Here is a 13353-nt window from a genome sequence, read left to right on the forward strand (position 1 = left end):
TGAGGCTTAACCATACAACGCCAAACGCGTTTTATGTGATAGTGAAACAAGCGAAGAAGTTAATATAACTAAAGTAGATATTACTTAGAAAGACTTAAAAAATATTATCAGATATTTTCCAAATTCATGAGGTGACTCTTAGCGCGTAGCGTTAAAGTTGAGGCACCTTGCGCAAAGAAAATGGTAGCACTACGTGCTTGTCATTAATTCTTTGCACCTAATTTGCTTGGTGACAATAGCGTTTTGGACCCACCTGACTCCATGCCGAACTCAGTAGTGAAACGAAACAGCGCCGATGATAGTGTAGCATTTGCTATGTGAAAGTAGGACATTACCAGGCTTCAAATTGTAGAAAGCCCGAATCTAACGATTCGGGCTTTTTTACGTCTGCAAAAAAGTGAAATATGAGTAACTAACATTACGCACTCGATTTCTCTCCAATTTATCTAAATGTACAAGTCGAACTGAATAGTTCATTACTTCAGTACTAAAGTTTATAACCAAATCTAAAGACTATTTAAAATAGTCCGTAAGCTTGAGTTTCTTCACTTTCAGATTCTTCTAGTTGTGTTGGTTTAAATATTACGCTTAGATCAATTAATACACTGTGCTTTTGTGAAAGCTTGATTAATCCTCGCATCATATTTTTAGTTTGTGGGTCTAGATCAAAACCAACCTCAGTGAGCTTATCTAGTGGTTTAATGTCTTCTTTTTTATAGTCGATATTATCTTCGACTTTATCTACCAATAACCCTACGTGTGGGTTTAAGCCGTCTTTAGTGGTAAAAACAATAATAGGTTTATAGTCTAAGGTTATTTGCTCTTTAGCTGATTCGAATAAACGCTCTAGCTGAATTAGGTTACTACGCTTAATTTTTTCGAGCAGAGCTGATACTTGTTTATAATCGCTTTGATTATGAGCTGATATAGCTTCTTTTACCGTTTCTAGCAATGATTGGAAAGGTTCGTTAAGTCGAGACATTGTTAGTTTTAAGTCTTCATTATCGGTGTTGAACTCTTTGTAAAACAGAACAAAATCTTGTAGTTCTGCATCATTGCTTGAAATAGAAGCCGAGCTATTTAGCAAGTTACTTTGAAGGGTATTGAACCAGTTTAATAGTATTTCTTGCCATGTTCTTAGTTGTTTTAGTACATGCGCATTACTTTGTTCGGTTGAGATATTATTTAAAATAATACCTAAATCAAACACAGGCGTTGGTATGTCCATATAATCTTTAACACCAATAAAGCTTTTATTATTGTTGGGTAAAGTTGTTAGATTATTGTCAAAGCGCTCTGTTAATAAAATATCGAGTATTTTAAGTGAAATTGTTTTGCAGCCCACTTTAAAGTTTATTAATTCCATGCCTTTATCTTAATTTACCTGTTAATGCTTTAAGGATAGAACAAATTAAATAAATAGCTTAAAGATGGATAAGATTTAATAGAGATAGGTAACTAGGAGTTATTAGATGGCACTAGTGAGGTTTTTTATGGCACGTTTAAATTGATTCTCAAGCTGCTTTTTTCCTAATAAACCTAAGTGTTGAATCACTTTTTCATTACATTCATTTTGCAGCACTAACTTTATTAAAAGTTGTTTATCAGACTCTGTTAATTGAGACATACAAGAAGGAGACTGATTCACTACCTGCCAGAGAGTCGCAGAGATATTAAATTGAGTGAAGTTACTGTTTACGAGCAAGGCTAATCGTTCGCGAGTCTCGGGGCTTACTAACTCATCGCTAAATCCTTCAATTAAAATACTTACAAGTTGCCAATCTAGTGTTTTAAAATGTGTTAAAAGAGCATAAAAAAAATCGTTTTTAAACTGCTTTTTTAGAGGTTGGATAATTGCATCTTTGTTGCTTAAGCATTTAACCACAAGCACTGAATGTTCAGCTGTGCTTTTATCGCGTTGATAACCCAGTTTTACGGTATCAAACCCTTGTTTTTGCCAAAAGTTAAGTAGCTGCGCTGTTGCGCCAAAGCTTGCACCAAACCAACTACATTGGCTTTTTACTTGCGACTCGCAATAGCTAAGTAGCTTTTTACCAAAACCCATATTGTGAGAACTCGGATCAATCGCTATTCGTACAACGCGAGCGCTCAACTGTGTTAAGTAGTCATTACTAAAACTAAGTTGTGAGAGGGTTTGAGCCATTAAATGACCCTGTGGGCGGCGCTCTCCGCTTATAACCTGTAGGGCAAGTTCTTCACTTAAACCACCTTCTATTGCGATTAAACATACACCAACTAATTGATTGTTAATTTTGCTGATGAATATTCGTTGCGATGGTGCGTCTAGTAGTTGGCGTAAATCGTTTACACTACTTTGATAGTGAGCCAATGCAAGCAGGGCAATAACTTGTTGCAGTAAAGGCTCATTGTTTACAAGGGATTGCTGAGTTATTTCGCTATGAACTGGCTGCTCTAATTGCTCACTACTTAACTCTTTATATTGTGCACCGAGTGCAAGCAAGGTGCGAATGTGCTTCTCGAGGGGATCGTGTTTAGCAAAACGCAGTGGCTCATCAAGCGTTACAACTTTAGAGGCTTTATAGTGCGCTTTTATATAGTTACTAAAGCGAATGGTATAACCCCTACCATTGCCCTCATACCCAACCAGTGTACTTGCAAAGACTATACGAGGGTAATGAGCTAGCATTTTTAGCAATAACGGTACAGGGATCGCGGCAGCTTCATCAATGAGTAATAAATCGCACTCAGGTAATGCATTTAATAACGCGTCAGGTGCAACGTAGTGCAAGTTGGCGAGCTGTTTATGTTCAGCGTTGTATTGCAGGTCTAACTCGTTGGCTAAATGTTTAAAGCTACTATGGGTCGCTTTAAACTGAGTGCTGCAAATAATTACTTTTTTATCAGCTAATTTTGCGGCTGCTAAGCCAAGTGCTGCCGACTTGCCTCTACCTCTATCAGCATTAATGAGTAAAGGCCTGTTGGCACGACCATTAGCTACTTTTACTATTTGTTCAACGCAGTTTTGCTGTGGTACATAATCAATTTTATTATGCGTAACAGAGCTGACGAGATTACTAATACAGCCATTTTTTTCACTAAAATGAAAAGCGGGTAATTGCTTAATAATAGCCGCGAAACGTTGATTAAATAAACTGTAGTCAATACTCTGACCGTGTGATTGCACTGTACTTAATGAGGGGTCTTGCCAAGAGGCTAAATCATTTAATTCGGGCAGTAATAAAAACAGTATACCGCCTGCTTTAACGGTGCCGGTAAGTGCTGCAAGTTTATCAGGGTGTAAACCACTAAAACCATCGTAAACAGCATGAGCAAATTCTTGCCCTAAAATTTGGTGAGTGCGAGTAGGCCAGTACGAATTTTTAATCGCGCACTGCTTTGATACAACAAGTGTATTGTTTTCATCTATTAATGAGTTAAGTAATTCATAACACCAAGCAGGGCTGCCCGTAATCAACACTAGCTGACGATGATACGCGCCAGCTAGTTGTTGTTCTAACTCATTTAGGTGAGCTTTATACAGCTTGTAATCGTGCATAGGCCGTTACTAACCATTTACTGCCAAGGTCGTCAAAGTTAACTTGTACGCGAGATTGCGCGCCACTGCCTTCGTAATTAAGTACGGTACCAACACCAAACTTAGCATGCAAAACTCGTTGCCCTAAGTTAAAGCCACTGTCTTCAAATGCGGCATGGCTAACTGATGCGCTAAAACGCCCGGCGGCAGGCGGGCGAGAAACCTGTGTTTTAATACGAATTTCTTCAACGCAGTCCTCAGGTATTTCGCGTAAAAAGCGTGATGGGCTATGGTATTTTTCTTGCCCGTATAAACGGCGACTCTCAGCATGGCTAATGTATAACTTATCCATTGCTCGTGTCATGCCTACATAACAAAGGCGGCGCTCTTCTTCCAAACGACCAGACTCTTCGTTACTTTGCTGAGAAGGGAACATGCCTTCTTCTACGCCCACCATAAACACTAACGGAAACTCTAATCCTTTAGCCGAGTGAAGCGTCATCATTTGAACAGCGTCTTCGTGTTCTTCTGCCTGCCCTTCACCTGACTCAAGTGATGTATGTGCTAAAAAGCCTTGTAAAGGCGAGCTGTATTCTTCGTCTTCAGGAAGTTCGTACTGGTCACATGCGCTAATTAGCTCTTCTAAGTTTTCTACGCGAGCACGGCCTTTTTCACCTTTTTCAGCTTGGTACATTGCCATCAAGCCTGAGGTTTGAATTGTGTACTTGGCTTGCTCATGCAAAGTTAGATCGCTAATTTTATCTTCTATTTGTTCAACTAGTTCTACAAACTTACTTACTGCACCAGAAGCACGACCAGATAAATGCTGTTGTTCTACAATTGCTTTTGCGGCATACCAAAGCGGTAATGATTCTGCTCGTGCACAATCACGTATATGGCTCAATGTTTTATCACCAATACCGCGTGCTGGCGTATTAATTACACGTTCAAACGCGGCATCGTCTTGACGATTACCCACTAGACGTAAGTACGACAACGCATCTTTAATTTCTTGTCGTTCGAAGAATCGCATACCACCATAAATACGGTATTTTAAGCCTTCTTGCAGCATGGCTTCCTCAAGTACACGAGATTGCGCGTTACTACGGTATAAAATTGCGGCATCTTGCAGAGCATTACCTGCATTTAACCAGCTGCGTAGTTTGCTACTTACAAAGCGTGCTTCGTCTAACTCATTAAATGCTGCATAAATAGAGATTGGCTCGCCATCGTTACCGTCGGTCCACAAGCTTTTACCCATACGTTCTGAGTTATTTTGAATTAATGCGTTGGACGCTTTCAAAATAGTCGCGGTTGAACGGTAGTTTTGTTCAAGACGAATGGTTTCAGCGCTAAAGTCAGTTAAAAAACGTTTAATGTTTTCGATTTTAGCACCACGCCAACCATAAATGCTTTGGTCATCGTCGCCTACAATCATAATGCTGTTAGTATCGCCAGCAAGTAACTTTAACCAAGCATATTGAATGGTATTTGTATCTTGGAACTCGTCTACGAGCATATGTGCAAAGCGTTGCTGATAATGACGCAGTAACGTAGGGTTATTTTTTAACACTTCGTAGCTGCGTAGTAATATTTCAGCAAAATCAACTAGGCCCGCTCTATCACAGGCCTCTTGATAGGCGGCATAAACACGCAGCATCATTTGCTCGTTAATATCGTAGGCTTGAATATCTTTAGGGCGAAGTGCTTCATCTTTTTTAGCGCTAATGTACCAGCCAAATTGTTTAGCAGGCCATTTTTTATCATCGATATTCATCGATTTTAATAAACGTTTGATCATACGTAGCTGATCGTCTGAGTCTAAGATTTGAAATGCTTCGGGTAATTTTGCTTCACGGTGGTGCGCGCGTAAAATACGGTGCGATAAACCATGGAAAGTACCAATCCACATACCACCAACCGGCGCTTTTAGCGTCTCTTCAACGCGAGTACGCATTTCTTTAGCTGCTTTATTAGTAAAGGTAACCGCAAAAATACTATACGCTGAGGCTTGCTCAACTTGCATTAGCCAAGCAATACGATGAACTAACACTCGTGTTTTACCAGACCCAGCACCTGCTAATACCAGCATGTTTTGTAGTGGGGCTGCAACGGCATCGCGTTGTTTGTCATTTAAGCCATCGAGTAATTGTGAAACGTCCATCGTTACGCCTTTTTAATCAATATTGTGGCCAGTATAACAGGTGTTTTTGTTAGGCTAAATAAAATACTGTTTTTATAAACAGCTATTTATAAAATAGTGTTCAAAACGAGTAACTTGCTAATTAATTGAGCGAATAGAAAAGTGCAAACACATAACAAAAATTGCTAATTTGACCTAAAGTTAGCAATTTTTACTAACTCTCTAAATCTAGACTAATTTAACTATTTGATTTGTAAGCTTTAATAAATTGGCATAGAGTGTGTAAGTAAATAATTATAAAATCAAATAAATACAGAGGTTAGTATGGCAGATCAAGGTTCTGGCGGTAACGTAATCGCAGCATTATGTAATATATTTTTTCCTGGTTTAGGGCAGTTAGTGCAAGGGCGTATTTTAGCGGCTATATTTTTTGCACTCGCTATTATAATAAGTTACGCACTAATTTATGTGCTTGTAGGCTTTGTACTTGTGCCTATTATTTACTTGTGGTCGATTATTGACGCAGCGCGTTATAGATCGCGAAGTTAACGGTTTTCAAGTTGAGTAAAATAGCGCCCATGTGGCGCTATTTTACTTTATATGTCCTGTGGTTTACGGGCGTTTACGTATATAATTACGCAATTAAAGATTTACAGGCAAACCCTATGGAATATCAATTTATTCGCGACCCTATTAGTGGGCTACGTATTAAAATAAGCAGTGAACACGCTATTATTGGTCGCTGGCTAAACGAAGAAATAGGCAAAGACAAAGTAGCCATGGTGCAAGCGCTTATTGCATCGGTGAGTTCAAGCTATGAGCCGCTAACGCTAAAAGGCCAAGAAATAGATTTAATATTAACGAAAGACGAAGCATTATTTGAAGCCCATGCGCTTCATCAAGATAGCGAAGATCTAATAGCGTATCAAGATGACGATTTAGCGCTTGAAGAAAATGGTTTAAGTAGTGGTTGTGGCTTTGAAGATTTCATTGATTTAATTGATTCATGGCATGAGTTTACGACGTCACGATAAACATAACTAGCACACTAATAAAAATATACAGCAATGCACAATCAGCATTTTATCTGTATTATTACACCAACGAACATTACGCCAATCAAAACGACAGGAACTGATATGTCTGCCAATTTAAACAAGCTAGTAGTGATGCTAGAAATGCAAAACGCCATGAATACTAAAGTACATGAGCAATGGTTTACTCAAGGGTTTGAATGGTACCGCGCTATTTGGGTTGAGTGTGCTGAAATGTTGGATCATCATGGTTGGAAATGGTGGAAAAAACAAACACCAGATACTGAACAAGTTATTTTAGAGTTGGTTGATATTTTTCATTTTGGTCTATCGCTTAGAATTGACGGTGAAATTAGCTACGAAGACTTAGCAAAGCAACTTGAAACTGAGCTTAGCAATGCTCAACAAGCTGATGACTTTAAACAAACACTAGAGATATTGGCGGCGTCTGCTGTTGCTGATAAAACGTTTAATGCAGGTGCCTTTGCCGGCTGTATGGCGCAAATAGGTATGAATATTGACGATTTATACCGAGGTTATGTGGGTAAAAACACCTTAAACTTCTTCCGTCAAGATCATGGCTATAAAGATGGCAGTTACATAAAAGTGTGGGGCGGCCAAGAAGATAACGAGCATTTAGTAGACGTTGTTAAAAGCCTTGATACCGAACATGCAGATTTTGCAAAATTAGTATATCAAGGGCTAGAAGCGCGTTACCCAAAAATTTAAGTCACGTAAGTTGAGTTAGATAATCTTACGATAGTCGGTAACACTTAGGTAATCGGCTATTTCGTTATGTGGTTGTTGGCTATCTGGGTTAGCAACTGCAAGTAAGTGCTCGATGCCGTATTCTCGTGCGGCATTTAATACCGGCACACTGTCATCTACAAACAAAGTGCGCTGCTTATTAAACCCTAAGTCTTTTTGTACTTGGTGCCACAAACTTTGTTGCTCTTTACTTACTCCATATTCATGAGTAGACACTACACCATCTAGGTAGTTATCAATCGCTGTATGCTCAAATTTAAGCATGACACTCTCAGGGTGGGCGTTGGTAAGTAAAATTAACTCTTTGCCTGCTTTTTTAAGCTCAGTTAAAAAATGAGGTACGTCTTCGCGCATTTTAATTAAATGCTGAGACTCTCGTTTAAGCTCCATTATAGGCAAGCTTAATTGCTGCTCCCAATAATCTAAACAATACCACTGTATTTGACCGCTCACAGCTTGATAGCGTTTTAAAATATCTGCTTTAGCTGCATCTAGGCTAATGCCTCTTGCTAATGCGTGTTGCGCAGGGATAACGTTAAGCCAAAAATGACTGTCGTAATGTAAATCGAGTAATGTTCCATCCATGTCGAGCAAAACGGTATCGATTTTTGACCAATTTAACATAGGAATTTCAACTTATAAGGTTTATTATTGAACTAACTGCCATGATAGCAAATTAACGCCAATGACACAGAAAAAGCACCCAACACCACCACAAATCCTCAGTAACAATGTTGTCGCTAAAAGCCGCCTGTTTACTGTGGAGTCTTTAGAGCTAAAGTTTTCTAATAACGAAGAGCGCCAGTATGAGCGAATTCGCGGCGGTGGCCGGGGAGCAGTGATGATTGTTCCGTTAAGTGCAGACAACGAATTACTACTTGTACGTGAATACTGTGCGGGCACAAACGATTACCAGTTAGGTTTTCCTAAAGGCTTAATCGATCCGGGCGAAACCCCAGAGCAAGCTGCTAACAGAGAGCTTAAAGAAGAAATTGGCTTTGGTGCTGAGTATTTTAAACCATTAAGAACAGTAACAATGGCGCCGAGTTACTTTAATGCCACTATGCACATTTTATTTGCTAAACAATTATACCCACAAACCCTTATTGGCGACGAACCAGAGCCGCTTGTTGTTGTTAAGTGGCCATTAACTCAGTGGCAGTCATTATTAGACCAAGAAGATTTTACCGAAGCACGCAGTGTTGCAGCTTTGCTATTATTAGATAAGTATTTAGCGATAGGAGCTGGCGATGAATAAACTAATTGAACCGTGCATTGAATTAGCTGAGCGTGCTGGCGATGCAATTATGGCCATTTATAAAAAAGGCGATATTGGCCAACAGGAGAAATCAGATAACACGCCGGTTACCAAAGCTGATTTAGCGGCAAATGATGTACTGGTTGCTGGATTAAAAGTCTTAGCGCCCGATATTCCTATTATGTCGGAAGAAACACCCATCCCAGCACTGGTCGACAGACAAAATTGGCAGCGTTATTGGTTACTCGATCCGATGGATGGCACAGGCGAGTTTATTTTAGAAAGTGGCGACTTTGCAGTAAATATTGCATTGATTGAAAATAATCACCCAGTGCTCGGGGTTATTCATTGGCCTGCAAAAGGTGTGACCTATTTTGCTACAGCTAAAAATGGTGCCTTTAAACGTGAAAACTCAATTGATAAGCAAATATCTGTAGCGCCGCCAGAGAGCTTGACGCTTGCAGTGAGCCGCCGCCAAAAAATAGAAGCGGTGAGTCAGTATTTAAATAGTCAGTTTACAACTATTGCTATTGGCTCGTGCTCATTAAAAGCTTGTACTGTTGCAGAAGGCAAAGCAGATTGTTTTTTAAGAATTGGTCCAACGGGAGAGTGGGATACAGGTGCTTCACAAGTTATTGTTGAAGAAGCCGGTGGTTGTATTACCGATGCAGAATTTAACCCGCTAACGTACAACCAACGCGAGAGTACTGAGAACCCTGACTTTATAGTGATGGGGCATCCAGACTGGGAATGGCAAAAAATGATTAATCCGCATCAAAGGTTGAGCGCAGAATAGCAATTTGATTGCTTTTTGTTCGGTTGAACAACTTTAATTAGTTTAGGCCTTGCATTAAATGTTTATTCCTATATAGTAGCGCTCTCTTCAAGGCAGGCTCGTAAATATTACGAAAATGTTTTAAAGAAATTACAGGCGCGGGATGGAGCAGTCTGGTAGCTCGTCGGGCTCATAACCCGAAGGTCGTCGGTTCAAATCCGGCTCCCGCAACCAATGTTTTTTATTGAAATTTGGTGCAATAGGTAGTTTTAAAAGGTCGTTGGTTCACTCTTCACCTTCACAACTCTCGCAACAAATTTTTTATAAGATTTGGTTACTGTAAACTCTAGCTTAAGAGATAAAATAAAGTAGTCGATAGACTTAAAATATACAGGCGCGGGATGGAGCAGTCTGGTAGCTCGTCGGGCTCATAACCCGAAGGTCGTCGGTTCAAATCCGGCTCCCGCAACCAATTCTTTAATTGGAAGCCAAGTTGTAATGTAGGCAACTTTAAAAAGCATACAAATTTCAGGCGCGGGATGGAGCAGTCTGGTAGCTCGTCGGGCTCATAACCCGAAGGTCGTCGGTTCAAATCCGGCTCCCGCAACCACTGAAATAAATAAGAATGAAACGACACGCTTAAAGCGTGTTTTTTTATGTCTAAAATTTGGTGTGTATATTGTGGCTCATAACCCGAAGGTCGTCGGTTCACTTTTTATAAGTTCAGGCTCCCGCAACCACTGAGATAAATAAGAATGAAACGGCACGCTTAAAGCGTGTTTTTTATGTCTAAAATTTGGTGAGTGTGGTGATTTAGCTTATAGGTTAAAGATCATCTTCACTGCATGAGGCATTCACTTCTCATAAGCGCAAGCTCCCGCCCCCTGAGATACACTTTAAAATGTTATAAACTTCTTAAAATAAATCGTTATTACTTAAAACCTTGTTTGGTTTGTGTTAAAACGACACAAATATTTTTAGGTTGTTACAAATATGACTGAACTTTACCACTGGTTTGATTTAATAGGCATTGCGGTGTTTGCTGTATCAGGCACTTTGCTAGCGTACGAGAAAAAAATGGATGGCTTTGGGGTCGTAGTTTTAGCGACAGTAACTGCTATTGGTGGTGGTACAGTGCGAGATCTAATTTTAGATGTTCCTGTGTTTTGGTTACACGATCAAAGTTACTTTTTTGCCATACTCGCTTCAGTATTTGTTACAACACGCCTTATAAATAAACAAAAGCCGATACCTCATTATATTTTACAAACAGCGGATGCGTTCGGGTTAGCTTTTTTTGCAGTAATGGGGGCGCAAAAAGCACAGCTTGTTGGTATGCCCGATATGACTGCGGTAATTATGGCTGTAATTACAGGCTGCTTTGGTGGATTAATTCGAGATGTGCTTGCACGCGAGATCCCTATGCTATTAAAGGGTGAGCTTTACGCTATTACCTGTATAGCGGGTGGTACTGTTTATACGCTTGGCATTAGTTTTTCGTTAGCAACCGAAATGGCGATGGTATTAGGCATGTTAATGACCTTATTACTTCGTTTAGCCGCTATAAAATGGCAAATCACATTACACGTTTTTAAATATCCTGACTAAACTGGTGTAATCACACCATTTACTAGGATAAGGAATGTCGTTAGCTCGTATATTTTCTCGTGCTCAAGTGGGCATAAATGCCCCTGAAGTTATTGTAGAAGTTCACCTAGGAAATGGTTTACCTGCTTTTCATATTGTAGGTCTGCCCGAAGCGTCTGTTAAAGAGTCGAAAGACAGGGTGCGTAGCGCACTCGAAAACTCACAATTTGGTTTTCCCGATCAACGAATAACCGTAAATTTAGCCCCAGCCGACTTACCAAAAGATGGTGGGCGGTTTGATCTGGCTATTGCGGTGGGTATTTTAGTCGCCTCTGGGCAAATAGTGTGTCCTGATATTCATAAGTACGAGTTTTATGGTGAGCTTGCTCTTAATGGTGAGGTGCGTGGTGTAAACGCTATTTTACCTTCGGTACTTGCTGCAAAAGAGCAAGATCGTTGCTGCTTTTTACCTCTTGCAAACGACAGCCTAGCAAGCTTAGTTAATGGCGTTAAACGCAAAGCCGTAAGCTCTATTCAAGAAGTATGGGGCGACCTACTTAATCAACAACCCTTGCCATTAAATATAGAGTACCCCGACTGCACTCAAGCCCCTGATTTTTTACTCGATTTAAGCGATGTGAAAGGTCAGCCTGGTGCCAAGCGAGTACTCGAAATTGCTGCAGCTGGCGGGCATAATTTACTATTTTTAGGCCCTCCTGGTACTGGTAAATCAATGCTGGCCCAGCGAATGGCTACTATAATGCCCACTATGTCGGACGATGAAGCTATTTCAACAGCTGCGCTTTACTCTATTATTGGGCAATCTATAGATTTAACTAATTGGCGACAGCGACCATTTCGTAATCCGCATCATACGTGCTCAGCGGTTGCTTTGGTGGGGGGCTCTTCAAATCCCAAGCCTGGTGAAATTTCGCTGGCACATAACGGTGTGCTTTTCTTAGATGAGTTACCGGAATTCGAGCGTAAGGTGCTTGATTCACTGCGTGAACCAATGGAGACCGGTACGGTTACTATTTCACGTGCAGCTAGGCAAATGGAGTTCCCAGCGCAGTTTCAGCTTATTACAGCATTAAACCCAAGCCCAACGGGGAGCCATACTGATAAGCGGGCAACTCCCGATCAAGTTATGCGTTATTTATCACGCGTGTCGGGGCCTTTTATTGACCGTATTGATTTGCAAATAGAACTACCTCGTTTAACGAGTGTTGAGCTACAAAGTACCAAACCAGAGGAAACCAGTGCTGAGGTTAGAGCAAGAGTTGAGGCTGCTTATTATGTACAGCTAAAACGCCAAGGTAAGGTTAATGCGAGACTTAATAATAAAGAAATGAGTGTGCACTGTGAACTTGCGCCTGCAGAGTTGCAATTTTTAGCTAGAGCAAGCGAGAAGTTGTCTTTATCGCCACGCTCTTACCATAGAGTAATTAAGGTGGCGCGGACTATTAGTGATTTAAAAGGCGCTGAAAACATTAGTTTAAATGAGCTTAAAGAAGCACTTAATTACCGCGCATTTGAGCGCCTTATTGCGCAATTAACTAAGTATTAAATAGAAAGCATATAGCCTTTACCGCGTACGGTAACGATGCGTTTTTGATCTTTTTCGTCATTTAATTTTTTACGTAAACGACCAATAAGCACATCAACAGTACGATCGTTTGGGCTCCAATCGGGCTGGCCTATTTCTTCTGATATTTTTTCACGGGATGTGGCTTTACCTGCATTACTAATTAAGCAAATAAGCACTTTATGTTCGGCTTCAGTTAAGCGTGACTCAACGCCCGCAGCAGTAATTAATGTGCGGTTATCGGGATGAAGCTTAAAGTCAGCATATTCTATAAACTCTTCGCTTTCGTCGTCTTCTAGGTTAACGGCAACACGCTTATAGAGCGCGCGCATGCGAAGCTCTAACTCAAGTAAATCGACGGGCTTACAAATATAGTCATCAGCACCTTGTGCAAGGCCTGCAATACGATCGGCTTGGGAGTCACGACTCGATAATACAATAACGCCAATATCGGTCAGTGTGTTTAATTCTTTTGCGAGCTGAAGCCCGTCGCGCTTTGGTAAGACAATGTCAATTATGGCTAATGATATAGCACCGCGCAGGTTTACCCGCTGCCTTACAATATTAAGTGCATCAGCGCCAGTGGGGTCTACCTCTATTGTAAATTCGGTATCTGCAAAGTGATTTTTGATGCGTTTAACGAGTAGTTCATCGTCTTCAACCAATAAAACATTAATAGCCATAGT

At 40.4% G+C, this 13353-nt stretch carries 12 protein-coding genes, 3 tRNA genes and 1 rRNA gene; 11 read left to right on the forward strand and 5 right to left on the reverse strand.

Features of this window, described 5'->3' with window-relative positions; all coding sequences use genetic code 11:
• Positions 1-225 precede the first annotated feature (225 nt).
• A 5S ribosomal RNA gene (gene rrf / locus QL998_RS13435) occupies positions 226-340 on the forward strand.
• Positions 341-517: 177 nt separating this feature from the next.
• On the opposite strand, the gene QL998_RS13440 is transcribed toward rrf, so the two are convergent.
• The 3 genes from QL998_RS13440 to uvrD all read right to left on the reverse strand — a co-directional run bounded on the left by QL998_RS13440 (position 518) and on the right by uvrD (position 5681).
• Complete coding sequence (locus tag QL998_RS13440; protein WP_290192875.1) at positions 518-1366, reverse strand: chemotaxis protein; 849 nt, start codon at positions 1364-1366, stop codon at positions 518-520.
• 102 nt (positions 1367-1468) lie between these two features.
• On the reverse strand, positions 1469-3538 hold the full coding sequence (locus tag QL998_RS13445; RefSeq protein ID WP_024605634.1) for a GNAT family N-acetyltransferase: 2070 nt from the start codon (positions 3536-3538) through the stop codon (positions 1469-1471).
• Positions 3516-5681 carry a DNA helicase II gene (uvrD, locus tag QL998_RS13450; protein WP_024605633.1) on the reverse strand — a complete coding sequence of 722 codons (2166 nt, stop codon included), beginning with the start codon at positions 5679-5681 and terminating at the stop codon, positions 3516-3518. The genes QL998_RS13445 and uvrD overlap by 23 nt, the downstream gene beginning before the upstream one ends.
• 303 nt (positions 5682-5984) lie before the next feature.
• Between uvrD and QL998_RS13455 the strand changes: the two genes are divergently transcribed.
• The 3 genes from QL998_RS13455 (at position 5985) to QL998_RS13465 (ending at position 7423) form a co-directional block, all read left to right on the forward strand.
• Positions 5985-6209: a hypothetical protein gene (locus tag QL998_RS13455; RefSeq protein WP_002963009.1), complete on the forward strand. Its 225-nt coding sequence runs from the start codon at positions 5985-5987 to the stop codon at positions 6207-6209.
• Positions 6210-6325: 116 nt separating this feature from the next.
• Positions 6326-6694, forward strand: a complete 369-nt coding sequence (locus QL998_RS13460; protein ID WP_024592461.1) for a YacL family protein — start codon at positions 6326-6328, stop codon at positions 6692-6694.
• 105 nt (positions 6695-6799) lie between these two features.
• Complete coding sequence (locus QL998_RS13465) at positions 6800-7423, forward strand: dUTP diphosphatase (protein WP_024605632.1); 624 nt, start codon at positions 6800-6802, stop codon at positions 7421-7423.
• 15 nt (positions 7424-7438) lie between these two features.
• Here QL998_RS13465 and yrfG read toward each other — a convergent pair whose 3' ends face one another.
• A complete protein-coding gene (gene yrfG / locus QL998_RS13470; RefSeq protein WP_007378908.1) occupies positions 7439-8086 on the reverse strand; it encodes a GMP/IMP nucleotidase in 648 nt (215 codons plus the stop codon).
• A 61-nt stretch (positions 8087-8147) separates the two neighbouring features.
• On the opposite strand from yrfG, the gene nudE reads away from it, so the two are divergent.
• From nudE to QL998_RS13505, 7 genes are all read left to right on the forward strand, one after another.
• Complete coding sequence (gene nudE, locus QL998_RS13475) at positions 8148-8720, forward strand: ADP compounds hydrolase NudE (protein ID WP_290192876.1); 573 nt, start codon at positions 8148-8150, stop codon at positions 8718-8720.
• Positions 8713-9516 carry a 3'(2'),5'-bisphosphate nucleotidase CysQ gene (gene cysQ / locus QL998_RS13480; RefSeq protein WP_290192877.1) on the forward strand — a complete coding sequence of 268 codons (804 nt, stop codon included), beginning with the start codon at positions 8713-8715 and terminating at the stop codon, positions 9514-9516. The genes nudE and cysQ overlap by 8 nt, the downstream gene beginning before the upstream one ends.
• Positions 9517-9652: 136 nt before the next feature.
• Positions 9653-9729, forward strand: a tRNA-Met gene (locus tag QL998_RS13485).
• Positions 9730-9890: 161 nt separating this feature from the next.
• Positions 9891-9967, forward strand: a tRNA-Met gene (locus QL998_RS13490).
• A gap of 61 nt (positions 9968-10028) precedes the next feature.
• Positions 10029-10105: transfer RNA gene (locus QL998_RS13495), tRNA-Met, on the forward strand.
• 383 nt (positions 10106-10488) lie between these two features.
• Positions 10489-11103: a trimeric intracellular cation channel family protein gene (locus QL998_RS13500; RefSeq protein ID WP_002957915.1), complete on the forward strand. Its 615-nt coding sequence runs from the start codon at positions 10489-10491 to the stop codon at positions 11101-11103.
• Between the two features lie 34 nt (positions 11104-11137).
• Positions 11138-12649 carry a YifB family Mg chelatase-like AAA ATPase gene (locus tag QL998_RS13505; protein ID WP_002957914.1) on the forward strand — a complete coding sequence of 504 codons (1512 nt, stop codon included), beginning with the start codon at positions 11138-11140 and terminating at the stop codon, positions 12647-12649.
• Here the strand turns inward: QL998_RS13505 and QL998_RS13510 are convergent.
• On the reverse strand, positions 12646-13350 hold the full coding sequence (locus QL998_RS13510) for a response regulator transcription factor (RefSeq protein ID WP_024605629.1): 705 nt from the start codon (positions 13348-13350) through the stop codon (positions 12646-12648). The two genes, QL998_RS13505 and QL998_RS13510, sit on opposite strands and share 4 nt — an antisense overlap.
• Between the last annotated feature and the right edge of the window lie 3 nt (positions 13351-13353).

The sequence above is a fragment of the Pseudoalteromonas sp. APC 3691 genome, assembly GCF_030408135.1.
In the GTDB taxonomy this organism is placed as follows: domain Bacteria; phylum Pseudomonadota; class Gammaproteobacteria; order Enterobacterales; family Alteromonadaceae; genus Pseudoalteromonas.

What these genes read in the sequence shown, in the direction of transcription:
- QL998_RS13500 (WP_002957915.1), top strand. Translation starts at nt 10,489, where the DNA reads ATGACTGAACTTTACCACTGGTTTGATTTAATAGGCATTGCGGTGTTT.
- cysQ (WP_290192877.1), top strand. Translation starts at nt 8,713, where the DNA reads ATGAATAAACTAATTGAACCGTGCATTGAATTAGCTGAGCGTGCTGGC.
- yrfG (WP_007378908.1), bottom strand. Translation starts at nt 8,086, where the DNA reads ATGTTAAATTGGTCAAAAATCGATACCGTTTTGCTCGACATGGATGGA.
- QL998_RS13445 (WP_024605634.1), bottom strand. Translation starts at nt 3,538, where the DNA reads ATGCACGATTACAAGCTGTATAAAGCTCACCTAAATGAGTTAGAACAA.
- QL998_RS13460 (WP_024592461.1), top strand. Translation starts at nt 6,326, where the DNA reads ATGGAATATCAATTTATTCGCGACCCTATTAGTGGGCTACGTATTAAA.
- QL998_RS13505 (WP_002957914.1), top strand. Translation starts at nt 11,138, where the DNA reads ATGTCGTTAGCTCGTATATTTTCTCGTGCTCAAGTGGGCATAAATGCC.
- QL998_RS13455 (WP_002963009.1), top strand. Translation starts at nt 5,985, where the DNA reads ATGGCAGATCAAGGTTCTGGCGGTAACGTAATCGCAGCATTATGTAAT.
- QL998_RS13440 (WP_290192875.1), bottom strand. Translation starts at nt 1,366, where the DNA reads ATGGAATTAATAAACTTTAAAGTGGGCTGCAAAACAATTTCACTTAAA.
- nudE (WP_290192876.1), top strand. Translation starts at nt 8,148, where the DNA reads ATGACACAGAAAAAGCACCCAACACCACCACAAATCCTCAGTAACAAT.
- QL998_RS13510 (WP_024605629.1), bottom strand. Translation starts at nt 13,350, where the DNA reads ATGGCTATTAATGTTTTATTGGTTGAAGACGATGAACTACTCGTTAAA.
- uvrD (WP_024605633.1), bottom strand. Translation starts at nt 5,681, where the DNA reads ATGGACGTTTCACAATTACTCGATGGCTTAAATGACAAACAACGCGAT.
- QL998_RS13465 (WP_024605632.1), top strand. Translation starts at nt 6,800, where the DNA reads ATGTCTGCCAATTTAAACAAGCTAGTAGTGATGCTAGAAATGCAAAAC.